Raw genomic sequence first — 25,935 nt, forward strand, 5'->3', positions numbered from 1 at the left:
CGGACCCTTCTCAAAATGATCAAGACATTCATCGACAAACTGCTCGGCAAGTCCGGCTCGGCCGGCAGCGCGAAGTCGCGCTTCGGCAAGCGCGTGGAAGTGCCGGCCAGCGTGCACGGCATCGACCCGGCGCTGGTCGACGAGCGCGCGAAGAACGTGGTCACCACGTTGCAGGACGCCGGCTACGAAGCCTATGTGGTCGGCGGCGCGGTGCGCGACCTGCTGCTCGGATTGCGGCCGAAGGATTTCGACGTCGCGACCAATGCCACGCCCGAGCAAGTGAAGAGCCTGTTCCGCCGCGCCTTCATCATCGGCCGGCGCTTCCGGATCGTCCACGTGGTGTACGGTCGCGGCCGCGAGCACGAGGTGATCGAGGTATCGACCTTCCGCGCCTACATGGACAACGCGGCGGCCGAGCAGGTCAAGGGCAACGAGCGCACCAGCAAGGGCGAACTCGCCGGCATGACGCATGCGGTCGATTCGAGCGGACGCGTGCTGCGCGACAACGTCTGGGGCCCGCAGGACGAAGACGCGGCGCGGCGCGATTTCACCGTCAACGCGATGTACTACGACCCGGCAAGCCAGATCGTGGTCGACTATCACAACGGCATCAAGGACGCGAAAAAACTCGTGCTGCGGATGATCGGCGATCCGGTCACGCGCTACCGCGAAGACCCGGTGCGCATCATTCGTGCAATTCGTTTCTCGGCCAAGCTCGCCGCCCTCGGTTTCGAGATCGAGCCCAAGACCGCCGCGCCGCTGATCGAATCCAGCCGATTGCTGGCCGACGTGCCGCAGAGCCGCCTGTTCGACGAGATGCTCAAGTTGCTGCAGACCGGACATGCCGTCGCAACGATTGCCCAACTGCGCAAGCTCGGGCTGTCGAAAGGCATCTATCCGCTGCTGGATGTGGTGGTCGAGCGCGCCGATCAGCCGTTCGTCAAAGCCGCCTTGCAAGACACCGACCGTCGTGTCGGCGAAGGCAAGCCGGTCGCGCCGAGCTTCCTGCTGGCCTGCGTGCTCTGGGCCGACGTGCGCGACGGCTGGGCCGAGCGCGTCGAGGGCCGTCATGGACAGCGCGGCATTCCGGCCTTCCCGGCGCTGCAGGACGCGGTCGACGATGTCTTCAATTCGCGGATCGGCGATGTGTCCGGTCGCGGCAAGCTGGCCGGCGACATGCGCGAGATCTGGATGATGCAGCCGCGTTTCGACAAGCGCGTCGGGCAGACGCCTTACGGTCTGGTCGAGCAGGCGCGCTTCCGCGCTGCATTCGATTTCATGCGCCTGCGCGCCGACGTCGGCGAAGTGGGCGAGGCCATCGCCGAGTGGTGGCAGGAATTCAGCACCGCCGACGACATGCGCCGTCAAGACCTGCTCGATCAGGTGCGCGAGGAGCAGAAGGCGCCGGTGCGGACCCGCGTGCGTACGCGCGATCCGGTGGCGGCACGGCCGGCCGGTTCGGTCGACGGCGAGAACCATGTCGCCGCGACTGCACGCGAGACCGGCAACGATGGGCAGGAATACGACGATGCATCGTCCGCCGTTCCGCCCGACGGCGAAGCGCCGCGCAAGCGTCGCCGTCGTCGCAAGCCGCGTGCGGGCGGCGAGGGTGGTGAAAGCAGCGGCGGCAGCGGCGGCGCCGGCAATTTCGGACCCTCCGACGGCGCATGACGCTGGCTTTCGTTGCGCTGGGCGCCAACCTGGGCGACGCGCGTGCGGCGGTCCTGCAGGCCATGGATGCTCTGGCCGCGTTGCCGCAAAGCCGGCTGACGGCGCGCTCGTCGCTCTATCGGAGCGCGCCGGTCGACGCCACAGGTCCCGACTTCATCAACGCCGTCGTCGCGCTCGAGACGGCACTGGCGCCCGAGGCGCTGCTGATCGAAATGCAGCGCATCGAGCAGGGTGCCGGACGCGAACGGCCGTACCGCAACGCGCCGCGCACGCTCGATCTCGATCTGTTGCACTACGGCGATGTCCACATCGAAACGCCGAAGTTGACGCTGCCGCATCCGCGCCTGGCCGAACGCGCGTTCGTGCTGTTGCCGCTGGCCGAAATCGCGCCGGCGCGCGTGACGCCGGAGCAACTCGCCGCGGTCGCGTTGCAGGCCATCGAGCGCCTGAACGACTGAAACGCCTCCGGCCGCGTCGGCCCTTACACTCCCGCCTGTCACAAAATCGTCATCGCGACGACACACGCATCGTTTAAGGAGCCAACGCAAATGTTCGGCAAGCTGCTGCCCCGAGAGGGCAATTTTTTTGAGATGTTCAACCAGCATGCCGAGCGCATCGTCGAGGCCGCCCGTGCTTTCGAGAATCTGGTGGCCAATTACAACGACGTGCATCTGCGGGAGCAGTACAACCGCGACGTCGACAACGCCGAGCGCGCTGCCGACCGCGTCACGCACGACGTCAACCGGCTGATCCACAAGACTTTCATCACGCCGATCGACCGCGAGCAGATCCACAAGCTCATCAACACGATGGACGATGTGGCTGACCTGATTCAGGACTCGGCCGAGACGATGGCGCTCTACGACGTGCGCCACATGACGGACGAGATCGTTCGCCTGACCGCCCTCAGCGTGAAGTGCTGCGACCGCCTGAAGGACGCCGTCAAGTACCTCGGCAAGATCGCCGACCCGGCCGTGGCCGAGGCCGTGCTCAAGACGTGCGAGGAAATCGACCGGCTCGAATCCGATGCCGATCGCGTCATGCGCAGCGCGATGAGCAAGCTGTTCCGCGAGGAGCCGGACGTGCGCGAGGTGATCAAGCTCAAGGCGATCTACGAACTGCTCGAGACGATCACCGACAAGTGCGAAGACGTGGCCAACGTGATCGAGGGCATCGTCCTCGAGAACTCCTGAAGCGCGGATTTTCATGGCATCGGTTCAGGTAGGGCTGTGGGTCGTCGTGCTGCTGGTGGTCCTGGCCATCGCGTTCGACTTCATGAACGGCTTCCACGACGCGGCGAATTCCATTGCGACGGTGGTGTCGACCGGGGTGTTGAAGCCCGGTCAGGCGGTCGTGTTTGCCGCTTTCTTCAATCTGGTCGCGATCTTCGTCTTCCACCTGAGCGTGGCGGCGACGGTCGGCAAGGGCATCGTCCAGCCGGGCATCGTCGACGTGCACGTGGTCTTCGGCGCGCTGATCGGCGCCATTACCTGGAATCTGGTGACCTGGTACTACGGCATTCCGAGCAGCTCGTCGCATGCGCTGATCGGCGGCATCGTCGGTGCGGTGATTGCCAAGGCAGGCTCTGGTGCGCTGGTCGCGGCGGGCATCTGGAAGACGGTCGCCTTCATCTTCGTGTCGCCGGTCTTGGGCTTCGTTCTCGGCTCGGCCATGATGGTGCTGGTTGCATGGGTCTGCCGACGCGCGACACCTTCGCGCGTCGATCGGTGGTTCCGGCGGCTGCAGCTGGTTTCGGCCGGCGCGTACAGCCTGGGTCACGGCGGCAACGACGCGCAGAAGACCATCGGCATCATCTGGATGCTGCTGATCGCCACCGGCTATTCCGGTCAGGACGCGCCGCCGACCTGGACCATCGTCGCCTGCTACACCGCCATCGCGCTGGGCACGATGTTCGGCGGCTGGCGCATCGTGAAGACGATGGGGCAAAAGATCACCAAGCTCAAGCCTGTGGGCGGTTTCTGCGCTGAAACCGGCGGCGCGCTGACGCTGTTTCTGGCGACTGCGCTGGGCATCCCGGTGTCGACCACACACACCATCACGGGCGCCATCGTCGGTGTCGGATCGGTGCAGCGCGCGAGCGCGGTGCGCTGGGGCGTGGCCGGAAACATCGTCTGGGCCTGGATCTTCACGATTCCGGCATCGGCCTTCGTGGCGGCGGTGGCCTATTGGGTGAGCATGCAGATTTTCTGAGTCACCCCGCCGCATTGATCATTCGCGGGTGGTCGCTGACGGCGCATTCGCACGCACCCATTCAATCGCGGTATTCCTGGCGCCGGTCGACGAATAGGCTTCGCTCGTTCCGATGATTTCGCCGTTCGCGGCTTTCAGCACGAAATAGGGTGCACCGCCTTTGTTCGTGCGGCGGTCATAGTGCGCATCGAGAGGCGCATTGGCCTTGACGGATGCTATGCCGCCGTGCGCACCTTGTCTGGACGCGTAGAGCTCGCTTGTCAGGACCGTCTCGCCGTTCCCTCCCTTGAAGTTGAACATGAACTGGGACCCAGAGGGCTTCAACTGAAAATGTGCAGACATCGTCGATGCCTTTCCGCCAATGGCTTCGTTAAAAATCCATTATGCGAACCGGCGATGATAAAGACTGTACACAAATACAGTTATTGGGAAATCTTCCGTCCTTCCTCTACCTGGTGCTCGAAGTAGCGCTGGAAGCTGAAGACGATGCTCGACATCAGCACCGTCGTCCCGAAGAACAGTGCCAGCACCACTGCACCGATCGTGATCCAGCCGGTCTGCCCCGGCGCGGCATCTGGCGGTGCACCGGCGTTGAAGCTGGCGTTCCACTTTTCCGGCGTCATCAGCCCGTAGACGATGGCGGTCAGCGCGCAACCGGCAAAGGTAAAGCCGACCAACGGAATCAGCAGCCAGCTCAGGCCGTCGTCCAGCCCGAACATCCTGGCGCGTTCGATGCCGTAAATGCCGAGAGCCGTCGGAATCGGCAGAAGCCAGCCGAGCATGTCGCCCAGCCCGTGCAGATAGAAGCGGTGCAGTCCGAACGGCCCGGCGACGAAGGCCAGCCAGGCCGCGACAGTCTTGTTCTTCATTCGGGCGACGAGGAGCTGCCGGCGCCAAGTACCTTGTCCATCAGCACCACGTCGCGCCATTCGCCGAATTTCCAGCCGACGTCCTTCATCACGCCGATGTGCTCGAAGCCCTGCGACCGGTGTACGCCGACCGAGCCGGCGTTGGCCGAATCGCCGATGACGGCAATCAGCTTGCGTACGCCTGCTGCTTCAGCCGCTCTGCACAGTTCGGCCAGCAATCGAGCACCGACGCCTTGCCCGCGCGCGGCGTCCGCGAGATAGATCGAGTCCTCGGCGGAGTAGCGGTAGGCCGGCCGCGGCTTGAACCAGTTGCAGTACGCGAAGCCGAGCAGGACGCCGTCGCGTTCGGCTACCAGATAAGGCAGCGCCTTGGAGAGCACGTCGGCGCGACGCGCGGCCATGTCGGTTTCGCTGGGCGGGTCGGTCTCGAAGGTACCGGTGCCGTGCAGCACGTGGTGGGCGTAAATTGCGGTCATCGCGGCGACGTCTTCGTCGCGGCTGGGGCGGATGGTCAGAGGCACAGTCGAAGTCGTTTTCAGGAAAAGATGAAGCCGCGAATGCATGCGGGCTATAATCGTGGGCTATTCAGCGTGTCGCTGGCCGGGTGGCCATGTCGCGTGTCTCTACGCTGAAAGAACACTTGTGGGCGAACCTTGCGGGTTTGCTGCACCACCCGAAGGATAAATCATGGTCGTCATTCGACTCTCCCGCGGCGGCTCCAAAGGTCGTCCGTTCTTCAACATCGTCGTGTCGGACAAGCGTGTTCGCCGCGACGGCCGTTTCATCGAGCGCCTGGGTTTCTACAACCCGATCGCAAAGTCGAACGAAGAAAGCATCCGCATCGCTCAGGACCGCCTGACCTACTGGGAAAGCGTCGGAGCCCAGGCTTCGCCGACCGTGACCCGCCTGATCAAGCAAGCTGCAGCCGCAGCACCCAAGGCCGCGGCTTAATCAGCCAGCGACCCGGCTCAGCGATGTTGCCCACACTCGAAACCGCGGTCTTGCCCGCGGATGCGATCGAGGTAGGCCGCATCGCCGATGCCTGGGGCATCAAGGGCTGGTTCAAGGTCCTGCCTCACAGCGCGCAACCCGAAGCGCTTTTCTCTTCGAAGCGCTGGTTCATCCAGCCTTCTTCCGGTCCCGCAGGTGCGAGGTCGGCAGCCACGGCTGTCACCCGCAAGACGGAGGCGTTCCTGCTTCCGATTCGCGAGGCCAAGGAACACTCCGATTGCATCGTTGCCACGTCGCCGGAAGTCCTCGACCGCACGGCGGCCGAAGCATTGCGCGGCGCGAGCATCTTCGTCGCGCGATCCAGTTTTCCGACCGCCGCCGAAGACGAGTACTACTGGGTCGACCTGATCGGCCTGTCCGTCGTCAACCGCGAAGGCGTCACGCTCGGCATCGTGCGCGAGTTGCTTGCCGGCGGTTCCCAGACGACGCTGGTGCTGGAGTCCGAGGAGGTCGACGAGGCTGCGGCCAAGGTCGTCGTCGAACGGATGATTCCTTTCGTTTCGGCTTTCGTCGACAAGGTCGACATCGCCGGTCGCCTCATCACCGTCGACTGGCAGCCGGACTACTGATCCGGCCGATGCGGTCCCGATCGCACTGCTTCACGAGCGCCTGCGATGCGATTCGACATCCTCACTCTCTTTCCCGAACTGTTCGCGCCCTTTCTGGCCAGCGGCGTCACGCGACGTGCGTATGAATCCGGTCAGGTACAAGTCGTCTTCTGGAATCCGCGCGATTTTGCGGGCGGCAATTACCGGCGCGTGGACGATCGTCCTTTCGGCGGTGGCCCCGGCATGGTGATGATGGCCGAGCCGCTGTCGGCATGCCTCGATGCGGCGCTGGCCGCGCGCGGTGCCGCGGCGCCGGTCGTGCTGTTTTCGCCCATCGGCGAAACGCTGCGTCATTCCGCCGTCGCCGACTGGGCGGCAGGCGAGGGCGCCGTGCTGGTTTGCGGACGGTACGAAGGCATCGATCAACGCTTCATCGACACTCGCGTCACGCACCAGATCAGTCTTGGCGATTTCGTGCTGTCGGGCGGCGAGATCGCTGCACTTGCGCTTCTCGACGCGGTGGTGCGGTTGCAGCCCGGTGTGCTCGGCGATGCCGACAGTCATGTGCAGGACAGCTTCAACCCTGCGCTGGATGGTTTGCTCGATTGCCCGCACTACACGCGGCCCGAACAATGGAACGGTCACTCGGTGCCGGCGCCACTGATGTCCGGCCACCACGTGCAGATCGAGCGCTGGCGGCGCGACCAGCGGCTGTCGATCACGGCTGCGTGCCGACCCGACCTCATCGACGCGGCTCGCGCTGCAGGCCGTCTGACGAAGGTCGATGAAAAGCTGCTCCAGAAAAAGCTATAATCCGAGGCTCCCCGATCCTCTCCCGGCCGCGGCCCTCCGGAATTGGCACCTTGCTTCACGCTCGGTCCGTCCTGCCGCCTTTTGTGTAGCCCGCGCATGATCGAATCAGGACTCTCATGAATCTCATCGAAACACTCGAGCAGGAAGAAATCGCCCGCCTCGGCAAAGTCATCCCTTCCTTCATGCCTGGTGACACCGTCATCGTCAGCGTGAACGTCGTCGAAGGCACCCGCAAGCGCGTCCAGGCTTACGAAGGCGTCGTGATTGCCAAGCGCAATCGTGGCCTCAACAGCGGTTTCACCGTGCGCAAGATTTCCAGCGGCGAAGGCGTGGAGCGTACGTTCCAGACCTACAGCCCGTTGATCGCCGGTATTGAAGTCAAGCGTCGCGGCGATGTCCGTCGCGCCAAGCTGTACTACCTGCGCGAGCGCAGCGGTCGTTCGGCACGCATCAAGGAAAAGCTGCCAGCCAAGAAGACGGCGGCTGCCAAGGCCGCTCAGTAAGCAGTTCGAAGGCTTCGGCCTTTGCCTTGCAAAGCAGAAAGCCGCCTACTGGGCGGCTTTTTGCATTGGCGTCATTCCTCACATCACGGAAAGCTTCTTTCATGGAACCCGCAGTGCCCGCAGTTCCGGTCGAACCGATCAATGCCGTCTCGTTCGCGGCTTTCGATCCGCGCGCCGTGCCGGTGGTGCGCATCGACAGCGACTTGCCGGCCATTCCGCCAGAGCGCATGACGCGCGAAGCACTGCGTGCGCGCTTCGCCCGTCCGCCGGTCTGGACTCCCGAGCTGCGCCGCGAACCGCGCATGGGCAACCGGGCGCCTGCGCAGGCAGCCGTACTCGTGCCGATCGTCCGGCGCGGCGAACCTACGGTTCTGCTTACCGAGCGTGCCTCCCGTATGTCGACGCACAGCGGGCAGGTTGCATTTCCGGGCGGCCGTGTCGATCCTGACGACGCCAACGTCGACGCCGCTGCGCTTCGCGAGGCGTGGGAAGAAGTCGGTCTTTCCGCGGATTACATCGAGGTGCTCGGTCGTCTGCCGACCTACACGACGGTCACCTCCTTCATCGTCACGCCGGTGATCGCGTGGGTGCAGCCCGGTTTTACGATCACACCCAGCCCGTCCGAGGTTGCGGACGTATTCGAAGTGCCGCTTTCGCACCTGATGAACCCCGCCAACCACCGGCGTCACGCGATGGTGGGTGAGGGCGTCGAAGCGCGGCAGTGGTTCTCGATGCCGTACCAGGACGGCCCGGACGAGCGTTTCGTCTGGGGCGCGACGGCAGGCATGCTGCGCAACCTGTACCGTTTTCTGGCTGCCTGAGGCACTCGCTATCATCGACCGATGAGCTTTTTCGCCATCTTGTGCGCCCTGCTGCTGGAGCAGGTCCGGCCGCTCGCGTATCCGAATCCCGTCTATGGCGCCGTCCTCGGCTGGACCCGTCTCATCAGCCGAAATTTCGATGCCGGCAAGCCGCATCATGGCTGGGTGGCATGGACGCTCGCGGTTGCCTTCCCCACATTGATCGCGCTCGGCGTGCACTGGCTGCTCGTGCTGACGCTGGGTCTGCCGTTTGCCGTGCTGTGGAGCATCGCGGTGCTCTACGCGACGCTGGGATTCCGTCAGTTCAGCCACCATTTCACCGGCATCCGCGACGCTCTGGAAGACGGCGACGAGCCGCTGGCGCGGTCGTTGCTGGCACATTGGCAGCATGTGGATGCAGCGGATCTGCCGCGCAGCGAGATCGTGCGGCACGTCATCGAGCATTCGGTGATTGCGGCGCACCGTCACGTGTTCGGCGTGCTGGCCTGGTTCTCGATCCTCGCGGCGCTGGGACTCGGTCCGGCAGGCGCGGTTTTCTACCGGATGAGCGAGTTCGTCTCGCGCTACTGGACCCACAAGGACGGTGCCGCAGTGCAGCCGTCCAGCGTCTGGGTGCAAAGCGTGGCGCGGCGCGCCTGGGCGGTGACCGACTGGCTGCCCGCTCGCATCACGGCGCTCGGCTTTGCAGTCGTGGGCAGTTTCGAAGATGCGATCGACTGCTGGCGCAACGATGCCAGACGCTTTCCCGATGCCAACGACGGCGTGATCCTCGCCGCCACTTCGGGCGCCGTGAACGTGCGTCTCGGCGGTGGGATGCTGACGCCGGTGGTCGTGGCTTCCGGCGATGCGCTGCCGCGCGCGGTGGCCGACGAGCTCCCGGGCATTTCGGGAATCCGGATCGACAGCGGCAGCACGCCGGGACGCGAGCCCGATCTGGCGCATCTGCGCAGCGTGGTCGGCCTGGTCTGGCGTTCCGTCGTGATGTGGATGGTGCTGCTGGCGCTGCTCACGCTGGCGCGCCTGCTCGGCTGAGTCGAAGGAGCATTTCCTTGGCCGTTCCAACTTTCTGGAGCCCGCGCGTCGGCGCCTTGCAGCCCTATGTTCCCGGCGAACAGCCGCGCATCGCGAACCTGGTCAAGCTCAACACCAACGAGAACCCGTATCCGCCATCGCCGCGCGTCGTCGATGCCATCCAGGCTGCGGCGGAATCGGGACTCGAGCGCTATCCCGACCCGGAATCGTCGGCCTTGCGCGACACCGTCGCTCGCCGATACGGTCTGACCAGCGACCAGGTGTTCGCCGGAAACGGTTCCGACGAGATCCTGGCGCATGCGTTCTTTGCGTTCTTCCAGCACGCCGAGCCGCTGCTCTTTCCCGACATCACGTACAGCTTCTATCGCGTCTACGCGCAGCTCTACGACATCGCCGTCGAATTGCAGCCCGTCGATGCGGCGCTGGAGATCGATGTCAACGCACTCGCAGCGCGCGCTCGGCAAGGCTGCGCCGGCATCGTCGTAGCCAATCCGAATGCGCCCACCGGCCACGCGATGCCGCTGTCGCGGATCGTTCGACTGCTCGCTGCCTGCCCGGACCGGGTCGTTCTGGTCGACGAGGCCTATGTCGATTTCGGTGCGGAGAGCGCGCTGTCGCTGATCGCGTCCCACCCGAATTTGCTGGTCGTGCAGACGCTGTCCAAGTCGCGCTCGCTGGCCGGCTTGCGTGTGGGATTCGCCTGCGGGCAGGCGCACCTGATCGACGCGTTGATGCGGGTCAAGAACAGCTTCAACTCCTATCCGCTGGACAAGCTGGCGCTCGCAGGCGCCGTCGCTGCAATCGATGACGACGCATGGTTTCGCAAGACGCGCGATGCCGTCGTCCACACGCGCGAAGGGCTGGTCCTGCAGCTGGAAGACCTGGGTTTCGAGGTGCTTCCTTCGAAAGCCAACTTCGTCTTCGCGCGACATCCGGCGCATGACGCCGGCGCGTTGGCAGCGGCCTTGCGCGAACGGGCCGTGCTGGTGCGGCACTTTCGGCAACCGCGCATCGACCAGTTTCTTCGGATCAGCGTCGGTACTCGCGAACAGTGCAGGGTGCTGGTGGATGCGCTGGGTGCGATTCTGGCTGTCTGATTTCGTGCTCGGGAACACCCCAAATCGCGGCTACAGTCGCAACGTCATAAATCGTTACCTTTTCTTGCCATGCCAAATCCCACCACTCACGACAAGCCAATGAAGGTGGCTCTACTTTCCTATGCGTATGCGCCAGGCGTAGGAGGCATCGAAACGGTGAGTCAGCTGTTGGTCGATGGACTGCGCGCGCGCGGTCACGATGTCCGCGTGGTGACCAATACGCTGGCTGCGGCTGGTGGCGATACGGATACGCGCGTGTTGCGGCGTCCTTCAGGTCCGGTGCTGTTTTCGACGTTGCGCTGGGCCGACGTCGTCGTCCAGTCGAATGTCAGCATCGGGCTTTCGTGGCCGCTGATGACCGGGCTTCTTTCGCGTCCCTGGATTGTCGTCAATCACACGCCGATTAGCCGGCCGAGCGGAGAGCGCACATGGCGCGATCGTCTGAAGCTCGTGAGTCTAGGGCGCGCTCGCGTCTACGCGGTGTCGGAATACCTCAGGAGCGTGACGCTTCCTTCATCGCGCGTGATCCGCAATCCTTACGATGCCAGCTCATTTCATCTTGCCCAAGGGACGGATGCGGCAGTGCGCGATCGCGAATTGCTGTTTGTCGGACGCGTCGTGCGAGCCAAGGGCCTCGACGTGCTCATCGAGGCGCTCGCGCTGCTCAAGGCCGAAGGGCTGACGCCGAAGCTCTCGGTGGCCGGCGATGGCGACGAACGGAAGCGGCTCGAAGCGCGAGCTACGGAACTCGGCCTTGCCGGACAGGTGACCTGGCTCGGCGTGATGCGTGGACCCGCGCTGGGCGATGCGATGCGTCGTCACACGGTGGTGGTGGTCCCATCGAGGCCCGAACCGCCGGAAGCGCTTCCGCTGGTGCCTATCGAGTCGATCGCCAGTGGCTGCGTGATGATCGCCTGTCGGCAAGGCGGGCTGCCTGAATCGGTCGGACCTTGTGGCGTCCTTGTGGAGCCCGAGGACGCGCGTGCGCTCGCGAATGCTGTACGCGATCTGCTTGCTGACAAGCCGCTTCAACAGCGCCTGCTCGATGCAGCGCCTGGACATCTGCGCAGCTTCCATCCCGATGTGGTCGTCTCCGAATACGAGACAGCCATGCGCGATGTGATGCGCGAGCACGCCCGCTGACTGGATGCATGCTCGTCCGAGCGGATCAGGTCAGTAGCGAATCTGACTGAGTTCGGCGAAAAGCTCGCCATAGATCCGATACCGCGTCGCATTGATCGCACCCGGATGCCCTGGCGCATCGACCTGCGCGATCACGCCGCAGCCCGGCTCGTGCAGATGCGTGCAGTTGTAGAACTTGCAGTTGTCCGCATGTTCCGCGATGTCCGGCATCAGCTTGGCCAGCTGCATCGGCTCGATATGGTTCAGCCCGAACTCCTGGAAGCCCGGTGAATCGATGAGTGCGGTCTTTCGCGCGGCGTCGACCCAGTACCAGGTCGTGCTTGTCGTTGTGTGCTTGCCGGAATTGAGCGCGTAGGAAATCTCGTTGGTGAGCGCGGTGGCGCCCGGCACCAGAAGGTTGATGAGCGTGCTCTTGCCGGCACCCGACGGTCCCAGGACCAGCGTGGTCTTGCCTTCGAGCAGCGCCATCAGCGACACGCGGTCGACATCGCCAGATGCGGTGAGCGACAGCGAAACCACGCCGTGGTGCATGCGTCGGTAAGGCGACAGCCGCGCCCAGGCGCGCTCGAACGGCACCACCAGATCGCTCTTGTTGAGCGCGATGATCGGCGTGATGCGCTCGGCTTCGGCGGCGATCAGCGCGCGCGCGAGCTGGTGCTCGGAAAACTCGGGCTCTGCCGCAATCAGGATCAGCACGTGATCGAGGTTGGCCGCGAACGATTTGGTGCGGATCTCGTCCTGCCGGTAGAACAGGTTCTTGCGCGGCACGACCTGCTCGATCGTGCCCTCGTCTTCGCTCGACTGCCAGCGCACGCGGTCGCCGACGACCGCAGTGCTTTTCTTTCCGCGCGGATGGCAGATTAGCCGTTCGCCGGCCGGTGTTTCGACCAGGCAGTGACGGCCGTGGCTTGCAACGACAAGCCCGTCGTTGAGTGCGGCGGCGCTCGCAGCGCCATGCCGCTTAGCCACGCTTGCAGTTCTCTGCCGTGTTGCTCATATCGCTCATGCCGCAGCCGGGGCGGCCAGCAGCGCATTGGCCTGCGTCGCGCAGTCCAGGTCGGTCTGAGAGATTCCGGCGACGTCGTGCGTGTTGAAGCGCACGACGCAGCGGTTGTAGTGCACCGAAAGGTCGGGATGATGGTCCTGCCGGTGGGCGATGAGCGCCAGCGCATTCACGAAGGCGATGGTTTCGAAATAGTTCGCAAAGCCGAACGTCTTTTCGATGGCCACATCGGCGCCATCGCCGGTCAGTTTCCAGCCGTCGATACGCGACAGGCCGCTGACGATCTCGGTGGCGCCGAGCGCACGCCGCTTTTCGATTGCCCAGTTCTTGATAACGAGCATGCTGGTCATGGAAACGAAACTCCTGTCAGGCCGCCGCCATGCGCGCGAGGCGCTCGGAGGCTGGCGGATGCGAATAGTAGAACTTGACGAACAGCGGATCGGGCGTGAGCGTCGATGCGTTGTCCTGGTAAAGCTTGAGCAGGGCGGCCGACAGGTCGGCGCCGCTGGTCTGGGCAACCGCGTAGGCATCGGCCTCGAACTCGTGCTTGCGCGACAGCCGGGCGGTCAGCGGCGCGACGAAGAAGCCGAAAACAGGAGCGGCCATCATGAAGAGCAGAAGCGCCAAGGCATCGTTGGGCGCGGCCATGTTCGGCTGGACGCCCAGGCCCGCATAGAACCACGCCTGGCCCGACAACCAGCCGAGCAGAGCGAAGCCGGCCAGGCTCGTCGCGAACATCATGCCCATGCGCTTCACGATATGCCGATGCTTGAAGTGGCCGAGCTCGTGGGCCAGCACGGCCTCCACCTCGTCGCCATTCAGCTGGCGCAGCAGCGTGTCGTAGAACACCACGCGCTTGCTGGCGCCGAAGCCGGTGAAGTACGCGTTGGCATGCGCGCTCCGGCGACTGCCGTCCATGACGAACAAGCCCTTCGCCGCGAAGCCGCAGCGCTGCATCAGGGCCGTGACGCGCGCCTTGAGCGTGGCATCGTCCAGCGGCTGGAACTTGTTGAACAGCGGTGCGATGAACGTCGGGTAGAAAAGCATCAGCAGCAGGTTGAAGCCCATCCATGCCGCCCAGGCCCAGGCCCACCAGAAAGTACCGGTGCCAGCCATGATCCAGAGAATAAGCGCCGCGATCGGCAGGCCGATCAGCGTGCCGACCAGGGTGTTCTTGACTGCATCGGCCAGCCAGAGCTTGAAGGTGATCTTGTTGAACCCGAAGCGCTCTTCCAGACGGAACGTCTGCCAGAGCGTGAAAGGCAGATCGAGCAACCCTCCGATCCCCGCGAACGCCGCAAGCAGGACAAGCTGCTGAAGCATGCCGCCGCCCATCCAGGAGAGCAGCAACTTGTTCAGCATGTCGATGCCGCCCAGCAGCGTCCAGCATAGAAGGATGGCAGCGCTCAAGGCGGTTTCGACGAGGCCGAAGCGCGACTTGGCGACGGTGTAGTCGGCGGCCTTGCGATGCGCGGCCAGCGTCATCGTGCTGGCGAACGCGGCAGGAACGGTGTCGCGATGCTGCGTGACGTGGCGCATCTGCCGCGACGCCAGCCAGAATTTGATGGCGAGTCCTGCGACAAGCGCAGTGGCGAAGGCGTAGGTCAGGAAAAGTGAGTCGGGCATGGGGCGCGAGTTTAGCTTCGGCGACAATCTCCTGATGCCTGAATCCCTTGACCCGACACCGGCCGCGCCGGTACCCGTGCTGAAGAAAAGCGACCAGAACCTCGTCTGGCTCGACTGTGAAATGACCGGCCTCGACCCTGAGAAAGAGCGACTGATCGAGATCGCCGTGGTCGTGACCGGCCCGAATCTCACGCCGCGCATTGACGGCCCCGTGATCGTCGTGCACCAGAGCGACGAAGTGCTCGATGCGATGGACAGCTGGAACAAGGGCACGCATGGCCGCAGCGGCCTGATCGACAAGGTGAAAGCCTCGACGGTCGACGAAGCCGAGGCGGAAAAACAACTGCTCGAGTTCATCTCGCGCTACATACCGAAGCAGGGCTCGCCGATGTGCGGCAACACCATCGGCCAGGACCGGCGCTTCCTGGTGAAGTTCATGCCGAAGCTGGAGGCGTACTTCCACTACCGCAATCTCGACGTCAGCACGCTCAAGGAGCTGGCCAAGCGCTGGAAGCCTGCTGCCTACGCCGCCTTCAAGAAACAGCAGGCACACACGGCGCTGGCCGATGTTCACGAGTCAATCGAAGAGCTTGCGCACTACCGCGAAACCTTTCTTCGCCTGGAAGATTAGGTAAAAACCCGTAAACGTGCCATAATTCGAGGCTTCGCTGCAGAGCCGCAGCGTTTCTTGCATCTCCCTATCTTGCACACGCGCCCGACCGAAAGGGCCGCAGCCGAGGCGAACCCTCCGGAAATTCCGGCAGGTTAAGCAGCTCAGTTGAATGTCGTTGGATGGTTGATGTTTTTCACCACCCGACGGAGCGCCGCTTACGGCAGCGCTCGCGTATGAGATAAATATGACCGACGCTTACGAAGCGCAGGGCGATTTCGCGCCTGTGCAATCTGATGAATTCGCCATTGCGGCAACCAACGACGATCTGACCAGCATCTCCGTGCTGGATCTGAACGAGCCTGAAATCGCTGTCGCTGCTGATGCAGTCGATGCACCGGTCGAAGCTGAAAAGCCGGCCCTGCCGAACGGCTTCGTCCGCCTCGGCCTGGCTGCCGAACTGGTTGCTGCCGTCGCAGACCTCGGCTACGACCAGCCGACTACCGTTCAGGACAAGGTCATTCCCCTCGCCCTGACCAGCTCGGACGACGGCGACGCCCGCCTGATCGACCTGATGGTGTCCAGCCAGACCGGCAGCGGCAAGACCGCCGCTTTCCTGTTGCCCGTGCTGCACACCCTGCTTAAGCAGGAAGCCGAAGCCGAAGCACTTGCCAAGGCCGAATTCCAGCGCCAGGCAGCCGAAGCTGCCGAGCGTGGTGAAACGCCGCCGAAGAAAGCCAAGCGCAAGGACCCGACAAACACGCGCAATTTCAAGGCGGCAACGCCCGGCGCGCTGATCCTTTGCCCGACGCGCGAACTTGCCCAGCAGGTCGCACACGACGCCATCGATCTGGTCAAGCATTGCCGCGGCCTGCGTGTGGCCAGCGTGGTCGGCGGCATGCCGTATCAGCTGCAGATCGCCAAGCTGCAGAACGCCAATCTCGTCGTCGCAACGCCGGGCCGTCTGCTCGACCTGCAGCGTTCGATGCAGATCAAGCTGGATCAGGTTCAGTTCCTGGTCGTCGACGAAGCCGACCGCATGCTCGACCTGGGCTTCTCCGACGACCTCGCCGAAGTCAACCAGCTCACGATCCAGCGCAAGCAGACCATGATGTTCAGCGCGACGTTCGCGCCGCGCATCCAGCAGCTCGCGACCCGCGTGATGCGTCAGCCGCAGAAGGTGCAGATCGATTCGCCGCAGGAAAAGCACGCGAACATCAAGCAGTCGCTGTTCTGGGCCGACAACACGATGCACAAGCGCAAGCTGCTCGACCACTGGCTGCGTGACACCACCATCAACCAGGCCATCGTTTTCGCCAGCACCCAGGTCGAGTGCGATGGTCTGGCCAACGATCTGCAGCAAGACGGTTTCAGCGCTGTTGCATTGCACGGCGCCCTGAGCCAGGGCCTGCGCAATCGCCGCCTGATGGCGCTTCGCCAAGGTCAGGTGCAGATTCTGGTCGCGACCGACGTTGCCGCTCGCGGCATCGACGTGCCGACCATCACGCACGTCTTCAACTTCGGCCTGCCGATGAAGGCCGAGGATTACACGCACCGTATCGGCCGCACCGGTCGTGCCGGCCGCGATGGCCTGGCCATCACGTTTGCCGAATTCCGCGATCGCCGGAAGATTTTCGACATCGAAGCCTACACGCGTCAGCAGATCAAGTCGGAAGTCATTCCCGGCCTGGAACCGCAGCAGCGCGCACCACAATCGCGCCCCCCGCAAGGTGACTTCGGTGGCCGTGGTCGCGACAGCCGCGACAACGGTTCGCGTGGTCGCAGCTTCGGCGGTGGCGGTGCCCCCGGCGGCGCAAGCCGCGGTGGCTTCGGTGGCGAGTCGCGTGGCGGATTCGGCGGCGGCAACGCCGGCAGTTTCGGCGGCGGTGGCAATGGTGGCGGAAATGGCGGCGGAAACTACGCCGGCGCCAGCGGCTTCAACGACCGTGGTCCGCGCGGTGCAGCACCGGCTGCTCGTGGTGGTCCGCGTGGCAATCCGAACGCGGCATTCGGTGCCGGTCGCGATGAAGGCTACGGCCGGAAGCCAGGTTGGGGCGATGCACCACGCGCTGGCGCGAGTCGCAACGAGGGTTTCGCACCTCGTGCGCCTGCCGGTGGCGCAGGTGGCCATGCTGGCGGCGGCAAGGTGTTCGTTCCGCGCGACGCGCAGAAGCGGGCATTCAAGCCCAGCCGCTGAATCCGGACTGCGGTCCAGGCGCCCAGCGCGCCGTTCGACTTTGAGAGAGAAGCCCGCGTTTCCGAAAGGAAGCGCGGGCTTCTTTACGTTACCGGGCCAGCGCGGCGTACGAGTCCTGGAATTTGCCCGCGCTTTCATCCACGCGAACGCAGACGCGCTGGCGTCCTGCCGGATCGACGCAAGGCTTGACGCGCGCATTGCCGCCTGCTTTTTCCAGTTGCCACACCGTCTGTTGAAGCGCGGACGCCTGCATCGAAAGTCTCAGAGCTTCCCTGTAGTTCTTGACGCCCCAGGCCGCCGTGAGTGCGCTGGCCAGTCCGCTGGAAAGCAGTATCACCACTGCCACCCGATGCCAGTAGTGCAGGAACGAAGCGCCCGAGGATTGAAGTTGCGTTGCCAGGTCGCCGAGCGCTCTCGTCGAGCGGTCCAGCCGTTGAGACAGCACAGGCTGCTCGGTGTTGAACGAATGCTGCTGCAGCGCCATCTGAATCGACTCGTTGATCGACTGCGGCATCTCGTCGATCTTCCGGGTGATCGTCATGGCCGTCGAAGCCAGTTGCAGGCGCGTTGCCTCCGCATCGACGTGATAGCGCCGCACCTCGGCGAGCAATTCGTTGGCCCTGACGACCAAAGCGGCGTCCCAATCCTTGCCGGTCATTCTCAGATGGCAGGCGACATTTCGATGCTGCGCTGCAGTCGGTAACCTTGTCCATAAACAGTGCGCAACTGAACATCGCGACCACCGTCGAGGCGGAGCTTGTTGCGCAGCCGGTAGATATGGATGTCGAGCGAGCGCGTGATCGATTCGCTGCTGTAGCCTGCGGCGGCCAGGAGATGGCCGCGCGAAACCGGTTTGTCCAGATTGCGGAAAAGCGTCAAGGCGAACTTGAATTCTTTTTCGGTCAATCGGACTTCTTCCGATTTCGTGCCTTCGGGTGCATCGGCGCGATATTTGACGACATTTGTCGAGCTGTCGAAATCCCAACGACCGAACCGCGATGCGGGTCCTAGCCGGCTCTTGTGGCTGCGCTCGAATAGCCGCGCAACTCTGGCACGCAATTCGAGCGGCCTGAACGGCTTGAAGATGTAATCGTCGGCACCGAGCGCAAGTGCGGCAGCGACATCTCTTTCCGCGGCACGGACGCTCAGCATGATGACCGGCGTCTGGTCGTTGCGTTCCGTGCGCAGCCAGTTCAGCAGATCGAATCCGTCGAGGTCCGGCATCATCCAGTCGAGAACGAGCACATCGAAGGTCTCGGTCCGCAACGATCGGCGCAATGCTTCACCGCTGGAAAAGGTGCTGCAATTGGTTTCGCCTTCCGAGGGCAGGAACGGGCTTCTGAGTGCCCCGACGAGTTGCTTGATCTGGGCTTCGTCGTCGTCAAGAAGTGCAATGCGCATGTAATCAATCCATTGCTTCGGTTCGAGGGATGGAAATGCAGATTTAGTGCGAGATGTCTTTCATCGCGCTGAAGGATTCTTTCACCAGACGATGGATTTGAAGGCCCAAGAATATGAACATTTATTAATATTTAACAAAGAAGTCCAGATCGAGACGGTGTTTGATAACAGAATTTCGGATTGGAAAGGATTATTCTCAATTAATTTTCGTCGGCATGCCTGGTATTTGTGCAACCTTGGCCGCTTGTTCGCGTGGAGAATCTGGTTCGCATGGGTTTTACGGAATAAAAATTGCTTGATAACGATCCATCGCGGCGGTTAAAAATTCCCGAGCACAGCATCGAATTGCTGGACGCGGAGCTTCGAATCGCCCAATCCGTTGCCATCGTCCGGCAGTTGCCGATGATCATCTTCGGTAACGGGCTCGGGGCGTTGCTGGGCAGTCTTTCGCTTCAGGGCAAGGCGGCGCACCCTTACCTGCTCGTGATTGCGATGTGGATCTTCCTGCTGCCGGTCTGCACGAGCTATTTGAAATTGAGAGGCATGCCGCGACCGGCGTCTGTCTCGCGCCGAAGGATCGGCCGGCTCACGGCTTATTCCGGCCTTCTGGGCGGGGTCTGGGCGGCGGCGATCGTCTTCTATCTGCCGGATTCGCCTTTCGATACCCTGGCGTTTGCTTTCATGGGTTGTTCGTTCCTGGCGGCCGGCGCAGCCGCTGCGATCTACGTCATACCGATGGCCACTGCGGCTTATGCGACGCCCATTTTCATGGCGTCGACTTATGTCGCAGCGACGGGTTTGCACACGGGACAGCTCTGGCTGACGCTGCTCATCCTGCTGATGGCATGCGGAGTCGCCTGGGGCACGATGGCAAATTGGGAGGGCTTCCGGCTCATGACGAAAATCAGCGTCGAGCGCGTGAAACTGCTTTCCGATGCCCAGGCTGCCATCGTTTCCAGAAACCAGTTCCTGGAGAACGTCAGTCACGAGATCCGGACGCCGCTGACCACCATGCTGGGCTACACGAAACTCCTCAAGGCGCAGGAAGCGCAGATGCTGGTGACGCACCGGGAGGCCCTCGGCTATCTCGACACGTCGTGCTTCTCGCTCCTGACGACGATCGATGCGCTGCTGGACGTAGCCAAGCTGAACGCCGATCAGCTGTCGCTGCAGGACGCCGTCTTCGATCCGCGCAAACTGATCCAGGAGGTTCTGGAGTCCGTGAGGTTCAGGGCGCAGGAAAAGAACATTGCTCTGGGTTCGGCCTACGGAGCCGACGTACCGGCGAAGATCTACGGAGATCCCGAGCGGGTCCGGCAGATCGTCGTCAACCTGCTTGGCAACGCGATCAAGTTCACCAACACCGGGCGGGTGGACGTCGAATTGCGCTGCGAGACCGGCACGCAGGACCGGTCGAATTCGTACCGGGGGGCGATGCAGCCCGCCGAACCGATGCTGTGCATCCTCGTACGCGACACCGGCATCGGCATCGAGGCAGCGAAGAAGGCGCTCGTCTTCAACAATTTCTACCAGGTCGACGGATCGAGTAGGCGTCTGCATGGCGGCATGGGGTTGGGCCTGACCGTCAGCAACCTGCTGACCCGGCTCATGAACGGATCGCTCGATTTCGAAAGCGACGGCGTCAGCGGCAGCAGCTTCAAATGCATGCTTCCGCTTCGACCGCATGTCGGCCGCACGGTCGAACCTGCCTTCGAGGAATCGACGGACATTGCTGCATGGCAGGTGCTGGTGGTCGACGACGATCCGTACATTCGGCACTACCTGATGACGTTGCTGTCGACGGAAGGCTGGAAAGTGCATCTTGCCGAAAGCGGCGAACACGCCATCGACGAATGCTCGCGACAGCGTTTCGATCTGATCCTGATGGACATACAGATGCCGGTCATGACCGGCATCGACGCATCTGTCGCTGTCTGGACCGAGGGTTCGATGAACGAACACACGCCGATAGTCGCCGTCACCGGCTACCTGTCGACCGACCGCATCGCCGAAATGCGCGAAGCGGGACTGGTGGAATATCTCAGCAAACCGATCGTGCAGGAGCAGCTGCTTGCCAAGGCGCGCCAGTGTGCTGCACGGGGTTCAAAACATCCGGCCACGGCCGTGTTCGGCTGACACGGTCGGGCGTCGAACGGTCTCAACGGATTTCCGGATCTGCCAGCAGTTTGCGCAGTGTCGCGATCTGCGCGGCGAGCCAAGCCGCGTCGACATCGTGGGGTGACGCGATGATGTTCCTGCAGATCAGCACGCCGGCATCGAAGTCATGAATCGCAGGGCTGCCGGCGAGGGTGTGCGCCGCGCGGCGCGCACTCACCGGATCGCCGGCCGCGGCTGCGCGCTCGATATCGTCGACCAGTGCCCGCCGCGACTCGATGAACTCGGGGAAAGCTTCGGCGAATTTTTTCTCCACCCACACCTTGCGCTCATGCACCGGTGTCTCTTCCCTGGCGATCGAGGCCAGGAGTGCGTCGAATTCCGCCTTCACCACGGGTTTGGACAGGATGCCGTCGAAACCTGCGCACCGGATACGTTGCCTGGTGTCGACATCGTCGTAGCCGGTGAATGCGCAGACCATGCTGGCTTCTTCGCCGGCGAGCGACTGCATCTCGCGAATCCGGTACAGCGCTTCGAAGCCGTTCATGACCGGCATTTCCAGGTCCATGACCACGAGATCGGGCCTGCGTTCGACCAGCGCATCGACCGCGTCGCGACCGTTGATCGCCCGGCGCGCGCTGACATGCGCGGGCATCCAGCTCGACAGCAGCAGCCAGTTGTGGTCGTCGTCCTCGACCACCAGCAGATCGAGCGGCGAGAGGTTCTGCGGTGGGGCGGCAGGGAGGAATTGCATCGGTTTCTCGGTCAGGCCCGCGTTGCGGTTGAGTTCAAGCGTCAGCGTCGTGCCATTCTGGTCCGAACTGGACATGCTCAGTTCGCCGCCCTGCGCGCGCGCGATGAGTCGCGCCGAGTAGGTGCCGAATCCGAGGCCGTCGCGTTTTCCGTGCGTCACGTATTTCTCGAAGAAGTTGCCGCGTATCTCCTCCGGCACGGCGCCTTCGTTGTGGATGATCAGTCCGACCCGGACGCCGTCGTAAAGCACCAGCCGCACGGCCGAATGTTCGGGGGCCGCCTCGACGGCGTTTCGCACCAGGTTCTCGACGATGGAGGTGACGAACACGTCGTTGCCAACGGCTCGCACGGCCTGCCGCATGCCCACGAAGTCCAGCCGCACGTTCTTCGTGCGCGCGTGGAGCGAGATCTCCGCGATCACCCGTCGCCCGATCTCTCCCAGGTCGACGACTTCAGGCACGAAGCGGAAGGTGCCTTCCTCCATGCGGTAGAGGTCGAGGGACATGCTGACGATTGCCAGCGCACGTCCTGCGGTGCGTTCGATCGAACCGAGCAGCACCTCTTCCGACGCCGACAGCGTCCGTCCGTCGCGCAGCAGGGAGACCGTTGCTGCGATGCTTTTCAGCGGCGATTTCAGGTCGTGCTGCGCCAGTCGCTCGACCTCCTGGCGTGCATGGAGGGCGTTCTTCGAAACCTCGAACTGGGTCGCCAGTTCCTGATTCTGCGCATCCAGCCGGCGTCGGCTTTCGCCGAGTTCGCTTTCCAGGCGCTTTCGATCCGCGATGTCCAGGAACGCGGCGACCGCACCTCGCGCCGGCGGCATCGGCTTCAGGAATTGCGCATCGACCCACAGCGCGCTGCCGTCGGAACGGAGAAGTCGGCACTCGCACGAGGCACGCGGCACGAGCGTGCCCGGTTCTCCCGCCGCTGCACGCTGCAGCGCACGCGCGGCGGCGAGATGGTCGTCGGGATGGAACAGGTCCAGCATCCGCCAGGCGCTCATCGCGGTCTGGGCGTCCTGCGCGCCCAGCTTGATCAGCAGCCTGCGCGACAGAAGCAGAACGCTGCCCCGATCGTCGAGCTCCATGAAACCGACGCCGGCCGCTTCCACGATCGCCTTCAGGCGCTGGACCTCCATCAGCTGCTGTACTTCGTGCCGGGCTTGCGCCAGCCGGTAGAGAGCGGCGCACAGCCCGGTCGCCAGCGCGATGCCGCCGGCCTGGACGCCTGCCGTGGCAGCGCCTTCGAGCCATCCGGCGGTCCCGGCCAGCACCACGCTTGCCGCGAGCAGGCCGAACATGAGCCACTGCGGTGCGAGGAAAACGACGACCAGCATCGCCGGCAGCCAGCAGACGGTTTCGCTGCTGCGGTAGGCCGCGCAGGCGGACCAGGCCAGCATCGCCGCGACGATACCGAGGTCGTCGCGGACGCGGTCGGTCGCCGAGGCCATCAGCAGCAGCCGATAAGTGACGAGCACGGTCACGCCGAAGCCGACGACCATCGATGGCACGTCGCCGAGCAGACCGGCCCAGACCGCCGTCAGCGCAACATGAAAAGTGATGCAGCCCGCGGCGAAGGCGAGAAGTACGTTGGCCTGAACAACAGATGCGGCGGCGGATATTCGATGCGCGGATTTGAACATTCGAGTCTCTCGGAGATGCGTGGGCCAATTGCAGCAAGCTATTCGTGCTGCACGGCATTACGTTTTAAACAATGTGTTTTTTGCATTGCGACGAAGCCGAAGGTTGCATCTTTGAGATCGGAATAAATCTGAACATATCTAAATAGAAATGACTGTGTACATATCGCGCACGACATCATCCGGCCCGCGTCAGTGCGAGCGGAGTAAGCCCGCGAAGCAATGAAATGGTTGATTCAGGGAATGAACATGAAGAAAAATGACAGAGCGTCCATCGGCCATGCCGCGACCATCCCGGCAATGGTCCGGAGTACCCATCTGTAATGACATCTCCGACCCTCGCGCCCAACTCGCGCCCGCGCGTCGCGTTGTTCGCGCACACGCCGCGCACGCGCGAGTACGGACGTCGCGCATTGCGTCTGCTCGGGTGCGTTCCGCTCGTTTTCCTCAGCCTGGAGGAGTTTCTGAGAATGGGGGCCAGGACGCGAGAGCTGTCCTTGGCATTCGTAGAACACGTCGAAGAAGATGCCGAAGCCGATTCGGAACCGGACGCCGAGTTCGGCGACACCGTGCGCCGGGCGATCGGCGAAGACCTGCCGGTCCTTCATTCCTTTGCAGCGGCTTCGGGCGGAGCGATTCCCGGATTTCGGACGAACGACATGGTCATTCCGGCATCGCAGTCATTTGCGCAACTGTGCCGGACGCTGACTTCGTTCATGCAACGCCACAAGGTGCCGACCAGCGAAATACGGCTGATGTGGGGAGGTCACCGCTTTTGCATTGAAACCGGAAATGTTTTCATCGGCGAAGACATGGTGCAATTGAAACCGGAAGAATTCGATCTCGCACTCGAATTGTTCTTCAATATCGGTACGCGGATTTCGCGCGCATGGCTCAGGACCATGGTGCCGGCGATGCAGACGCTGCGTCGCCGCCCGACCGGCATCGCGCCGGATTTCGCGATTCTGCGTTTGCGCGACCTCCTTAATCTGGAGCCGATCTACGGCTGGGAACTGCAGATCACGCCCGGATCGAGTTGTCGTCTCAACAAGCTGACGTGATCCGACCTCGCTGCGCCAGCCAGAACATCGGCAGGGCCAGCAGCGCCGCCGTTGCCAGCACCACGAAAGCCAGGCCGAAGCGCTGACCGCTACCGACGATCGCATTGGCGATACCGGGGCTCAGCGCCGCGCCGATGCCCTGCAGTGTCATCACGAATCCCAATGCAGTGTTGAAACGCCCCGTTCCCTGCACGTAGCGTTGCACCATCAGCGGCGTTGCGACACCCAGCACGCCGGCGGCCAGGCCGTCGAGCACCTGCACCGGAATGTTGTTCCATTCGCTGGTGAACGCATAGGCCAGCGCACCGCGGATTGGCAGCACCAGGATCGCGGCGTAGACGAACCAGACGATGTCGAAACGCTTGCTGCGCGAGACCCAGAGCGCCACCGGAATCATGGTGAGCTGTGCGACAACGATGGCGATGCCCGTCCACAACAGCGGTGCCGAATCGGCGACTGTCGCGGCGAGTCGCTGGTTGAGCAATGGCAGCATCGCGGCGTTGCCCAGGTGGAAGAGCGCGCAGGTGAGGCCGAACAGGAGCAATCCGCGGTTGCGGAACAACGTCCGGACCGGCGAGTGCCCCTCTGCAGCGACGGGCTTCGGTGCTTCGTCCTGCGGTTCGTCGCCGCGCGCGGCCTCATGGTCGATGTCGTCCGGCCTGATGGCCAGCACGAACAGCACCATGCCCACCGTCATGGCAGCCATAACGGCCAGCATCCACGGCGCGCCGAAAAGATGGGCCGCAAGGCCGGCGCCGATGGCCGACACCATGTTGCCGCCATGGCTGAACGCCTCGTTGCGACCCATCTGGTGCTTGAAACCGGACGATTTGGCGAGACCGAGCGTCAGCGCGGCCATCGTGGCCGCGAGCACCGCGCCTGCCAGACCGGTCACGATCTGCGACGCGATCAGCAGCGGTCCAGAGAGCGTGCTGAAGGCCAGCACGCTCGCACCGAGCACGGCCAGCGCGCCTGCCACCGTCATGGCGCGCTTGGCATGGGAACGGTCGACCCAGGCGCCCGCAAAGGGCGTCATGGCGACCGCGGCGAGTCCGCCGGCTGTCATGGTGTAGCCGATCAGATCCTGGCGGACGTGGTTTTCCTGCAGGTAGGTCGCAAGGAACGGCCCGAGGCCGTCCCGCACGTCCGCCATGAAGAAAGCCAGCCAGGTCAGCGCCAGCAGGGAGGAGCGGCCGCGCATGGCGCTGCTTCGTCGGTGCGTCGGTGGGTCGGTGATGCGCTGCGGCCGCGCTCAGTGCGCCGGGCCGACGGGCTTGCCGTTGACGGTGATCGCCTCGACCACGCGACCTTCGCCGGTCACGAGCGGATGCATCGCGCCCTCGGCGGTGATCCTGTCGCCGACCTTCAGGTCGAGACCGTCGAAACCGTCGGGCTTGGTATGGACGAAGTCGCCGCTGTCGAGCACCACGCCGTTGACAGCGCCGTGTTTCGCATAGTTGAAGCGGACGATCTTCCCGGACACCTCGGCCGGCGGCTGCGGCGGCTTCGATTCCTTGCCGTCGACGGCGGAAAGGCGTTCGAACCTGTAGATCGAGTGCACGGCCTCGCCCTTCGGCGACGGCGGCGGCTCGGTGCCTTCGACGGTCACCGACTGACCTTGCTTCATCTTGCCGAACAGGCTCAGCGTGGCCGGATCCTGCGGATCGGTCACGAACTGCGTGGGAACGCCGTCGGTGTCGATCAGGAAGCCTTCGACGGCGCCTTTCGGGCTGTAGATCAGGTGCTGAAACTGGCCTTCGACGGACCAGACATCGATTTCATGATGGGGCTTTGGCATGGATTGCTTTCGG

The 25,935-nt window shown here is 63.6% G+C and carries 27 protein-coding genes; 16 read left to right on the forward strand and 11 right to left on the reverse strand.

Going from position 1 to position 25,935, the window contains the following annotated elements:
* The first annotated feature begins 15 nt into the window (after window positions 1–15).
* The 4 genes from pcnB (at window position 16) to ACSFA3_RS12820 (ending at window position 3,882) form a co-directional block, all read left to right on the forward strand.
* A complete protein-coding gene (pcnB, locus tag ACSFA3_RS12805; protein WP_435505819.1) occupies window positions 16–1,671 on the forward strand; it encodes a polynucleotide adenylyltransferase PcnB in 1,656 nt (551 codons plus the stop codon).
* Entirely contained in the window at window positions 1,668–2,129 is a 462-nt protein-coding gene (folK, locus tag ACSFA3_RS12810) for a 2-amino-4-hydroxy-6-hydroxymethyldihydropteridine diphosphokinase (RefSeq protein ID WP_435505820.1), read from the forward strand. The genes pcnB and folK overlap by 4 nt, the downstream gene beginning before the upstream one ends.
* Window positions 2,130–2,219: 90 nt before the next feature.
* Complete coding sequence (locus ACSFA3_RS12815; RefSeq protein WP_435505821.1) at window positions 2,220–2,864, forward strand: DUF47 domain-containing protein; 645 nt, start codon at window positions 2,220–2,222, stop codon at window positions 2,862–2,864.
* Between the two features lie 13 nt (window positions 2,865–2,877).
* Complete coding sequence (locus ACSFA3_RS12820) at window positions 2,878–3,882, forward strand: inorganic phosphate transporter (RefSeq protein ID WP_435505822.1); 1,005 nt, start codon at window positions 2,878–2,880, stop codon at window positions 3,880–3,882.
* Between the two features lie 18 nt (window positions 3,883–3,900).
* Here ACSFA3_RS12820 and ACSFA3_RS12825 read toward each other — a convergent pair whose 3' ends face one another.
* The 3 genes from ACSFA3_RS12825 to ACSFA3_RS12835 form a co-directional block, all read right to left on the reverse strand.
* Entirely contained in the window at window positions 3,901–4,182 is a 282-nt protein-coding gene (locus ACSFA3_RS12825) for a YegP family protein (protein WP_435505823.1), read from the reverse strand.
* 122 nt (window positions 4,183–4,304) lie between these two features.
* Window positions 4,305–4,751, reverse strand: coding sequence for an NINE protein (locus ACSFA3_RS12830; protein ID WP_435505824.1), 447 nt, complete (start codon window positions 4,749–4,751; stop codon window positions 4,305–4,307).
* Window positions 4,748–5,272, reverse strand: coding sequence for a GNAT family N-acetyltransferase (locus tag ACSFA3_RS12835; protein WP_435505825.1), 525 nt, complete (start codon window positions 5,270–5,272; stop codon window positions 4,748–4,750). Before ACSFA3_RS12835 ends, ACSFA3_RS12830 begins: the two co-directional genes overlap by 4 nt.
* Before the next feature lie 166 nt (window positions 5,273–5,438).
* Between ACSFA3_RS12835 and rpsP the strand changes: the two genes are divergently transcribed.
* The 8 genes from rpsP to ACSFA3_RS12875 all read left to right on the forward strand — a co-directional run bounded on the left by rpsP (window position 5,439) and on the right by ACSFA3_RS12875 (window position 11,719).
* Window positions 5,439–5,702: a 30S ribosomal protein S16 gene (gene rpsP, locus ACSFA3_RS12840; protein ID WP_296307973.1), complete on the forward strand. Its 264-nt coding sequence runs from the start codon at window positions 5,439–5,441 to the stop codon at window positions 5,700–5,702.
* 23 nt (window positions 5,703–5,725) lie between these two features.
* Entirely contained in the window at window positions 5,726–6,331 is a 606-nt protein-coding gene (rimM, locus tag ACSFA3_RS12845) for a ribosome maturation factor RimM (RefSeq protein WP_435505826.1), read from the forward strand.
* A gap of 45 nt (window positions 6,332–6,376) precedes the next feature.
* The gene (gene trmD / locus ACSFA3_RS12850; protein WP_435505827.1) at window positions 6,377–7,123 is read left to right on the forward strand and encodes a tRNA (guanosine(37)-N1)-methyltransferase TrmD; all 747 of its coding nucleotides are present in this window, start codon (window positions 6,377–6,379) and stop codon (window positions 7,121–7,123) included.
* A gap of 116 nt (window positions 7,124–7,239) precedes the next feature.
* Window positions 7,240–7,626 carry a 50S ribosomal protein L19 gene (rplS, locus tag ACSFA3_RS12855; protein WP_435505828.1) on the forward strand — a complete coding sequence of 129 codons (387 nt, stop codon included), beginning with the start codon at window positions 7,240–7,242 and terminating at the stop codon, window positions 7,624–7,626.
* 101 nt (window positions 7,627–7,727) lie between these two features.
* On the forward strand, window positions 7,728–8,447 hold the full coding sequence (locus tag ACSFA3_RS12860) for a CoA pyrophosphatase (protein ID WP_435505829.1): 720 nt from the start codon (window positions 7,728–7,730) through the stop codon (window positions 8,445–8,447).
* 21 nt (window positions 8,448–8,468) lie between these two features.
* Window positions 8,469–9,479: a CobD/CbiB family protein gene (locus ACSFA3_RS12865; protein WP_435505830.1), complete on the forward strand. Its 1,011-nt coding sequence runs from the start codon at window positions 8,469–8,471 to the stop codon at window positions 9,477–9,479.
* A 17-nt stretch (window positions 9,480–9,496) separates the two neighbouring features.
* On the forward strand, window positions 9,497–10,576 hold the full coding sequence (gene hisC, locus ACSFA3_RS12870) for a histidinol-phosphate transaminase (protein WP_435505831.1): 1,080 nt from the start codon (window positions 9,497–9,499) through the stop codon (window positions 10,574–10,576).
* 69 nt (window positions 10,577–10,645) lie between these two features.
* Window positions 10,646–11,719 carry a glycosyltransferase family 4 protein gene (locus ACSFA3_RS12875; RefSeq protein WP_435505832.1) on the forward strand — a complete coding sequence of 358 codons (1,074 nt, stop codon included), beginning with the start codon at window positions 10,646–10,648 and terminating at the stop codon, window positions 11,717–11,719.
* 30 nt (window positions 11,720–11,749) lie between these two features.
* Here ACSFA3_RS12875 and rsgA read toward each other — a convergent pair whose 3' ends face one another.
* From rsgA to ACSFA3_RS12890, 3 genes are read right to left on the reverse strand one after another with little or no spacing between them, the layout of a single operon-like run.
* A complete protein-coding gene (gene rsgA / locus ACSFA3_RS12880; protein ID WP_435505833.1) occupies window positions 11,750–12,688 on the reverse strand; it encodes a ribosome small subunit-dependent GTPase A in 939 nt (312 codons plus the stop codon).
* A gap of 33 nt (window positions 12,689–12,721) precedes the next feature.
* Window positions 12,722–13,072 carry a 4a-hydroxytetrahydrobiopterin dehydratase gene (locus ACSFA3_RS12885; protein WP_435505834.1) on the reverse strand — a complete coding sequence of 117 codons (351 nt, stop codon included), beginning with the start codon at window positions 13,070–13,072 and terminating at the stop codon, window positions 12,722–12,724.
* A gap of 16 nt (window positions 13,073–13,088) precedes the next feature.
* Complete coding sequence (locus tag ACSFA3_RS12890) at window positions 13,089–14,348, reverse strand: M48 family metallopeptidase (protein ID WP_435505835.1); 1,260 nt, start codon at window positions 14,346–14,348, stop codon at window positions 13,089–13,091.
* Window positions 14,349–14,382: 34 nt separating this feature from the next.
* On the opposite strand from ACSFA3_RS12890, the gene orn reads away from it, so the two are divergent.
* Window positions 14,383–14,979, forward strand: a complete 597-nt coding sequence (orn, locus tag ACSFA3_RS12895) for an oligoribonuclease (RefSeq protein ID WP_435505836.1) — start codon at window positions 14,383–14,385, stop codon at window positions 14,977–14,979.
* A gap of 226 nt (window positions 14,980–15,205) precedes the next feature.
* Window positions 15,206–17,155: a DEAD/DEAH box helicase gene (locus ACSFA3_RS12900; protein ID WP_435505837.1), complete on the forward strand. Its 1,950-nt coding sequence runs from the start codon at window positions 15,206–15,208 to the stop codon at window positions 17,153–17,155.
* 88 nt (window positions 17,156–17,243) lie between these two features.
* Here the strand turns inward: ACSFA3_RS12900 and ACSFA3_RS12905 are convergent, their stop codons facing one another.
* Together ACSFA3_RS12905 and ACSFA3_RS12910 are read right to left on the reverse strand one after the other, a co-directional pair.
* A complete protein-coding gene (locus tag ACSFA3_RS12905; protein ID WP_435505838.1) occupies window positions 17,244–17,813 on the reverse strand; it encodes a hypothetical protein in 570 nt (189 codons plus the stop codon).
* A 2-nt stretch (window positions 17,814–17,815) separates the two neighbouring features.
* The gene (locus ACSFA3_RS12910) at window positions 17,816–18,556 is read right to left on the reverse strand and encodes a response regulator transcription factor (protein WP_435505839.1); all 741 of its coding nucleotides are present in this window, start codon (window positions 18,554–18,556) and stop codon (window positions 17,816–17,818) included.
* 402 nt (window positions 18,557–18,958) lie between these two features.
* Between ACSFA3_RS12910 and ACSFA3_RS12915 the strand changes: the two genes are divergently transcribed.
* Window positions 18,959–20,692: a response regulator gene (locus ACSFA3_RS12915; protein ID WP_435505840.1), complete on the forward strand. Its 1,734-nt coding sequence runs from the start codon at window positions 18,959–18,961 to the stop codon at window positions 20,690–20,692.
* A 22-nt stretch (window positions 20,693–20,714) separates the two neighbouring features.
* Here the strand turns inward: ACSFA3_RS12915 and ACSFA3_RS12920 are convergent, their stop codons facing one another.
* Complete coding sequence (locus tag ACSFA3_RS12920; RefSeq protein WP_435505841.1) at window positions 20,715–23,066, reverse strand: response regulator; 2,352 nt, start codon at window positions 23,064–23,066, stop codon at window positions 20,715–20,717.
* A 320-nt stretch (window positions 23,067–23,386) separates the two neighbouring features.
* Between ACSFA3_RS12920 and ACSFA3_RS12925 the strand changes: the two genes are divergently transcribed.
* Window positions 23,387–24,124, forward strand: coding sequence for a hypothetical protein (locus ACSFA3_RS12925; protein ID WP_435505842.1), 738 nt, complete (start codon window positions 23,387–23,389; stop codon window positions 24,122–24,124).
* On the opposite strand, the gene ACSFA3_RS12930 is transcribed toward ACSFA3_RS12925, so the two are convergent.
* Together ACSFA3_RS12930 and ACSFA3_RS12935 are read right to left on the reverse strand one after the other, a co-directional pair.
* Window positions 24,108–25,325, reverse strand: coding sequence for an MFS transporter (locus tag ACSFA3_RS12930; protein ID WP_435505843.1), 1,218 nt, complete (start codon window positions 25,323–25,325; stop codon window positions 24,108–24,110). The two genes, ACSFA3_RS12925 and ACSFA3_RS12930, sit on opposite strands and share 17 nt — an antisense overlap.
* A 51-nt stretch (window positions 25,326–25,376) precedes the next feature.
* On the reverse strand, window positions 25,377–25,922 hold the full coding sequence (locus tag ACSFA3_RS12935; protein WP_435505844.1) for a hypothetical protein: 546 nt from the start codon (window positions 25,920–25,922) through the stop codon (window positions 25,377–25,379).
* Between the last annotated feature and the right edge of the window lie 13 nt (window positions 25,923–25,935).

The sequence above is a fragment of the Variovorax glucosi genome (assembly GCF_051216695.1).
Classification (GTDB): Bacteria; Pseudomonadota; Gammaproteobacteria; order Burkholderiales; family Burkholderiaceae_C; genus Variovorax.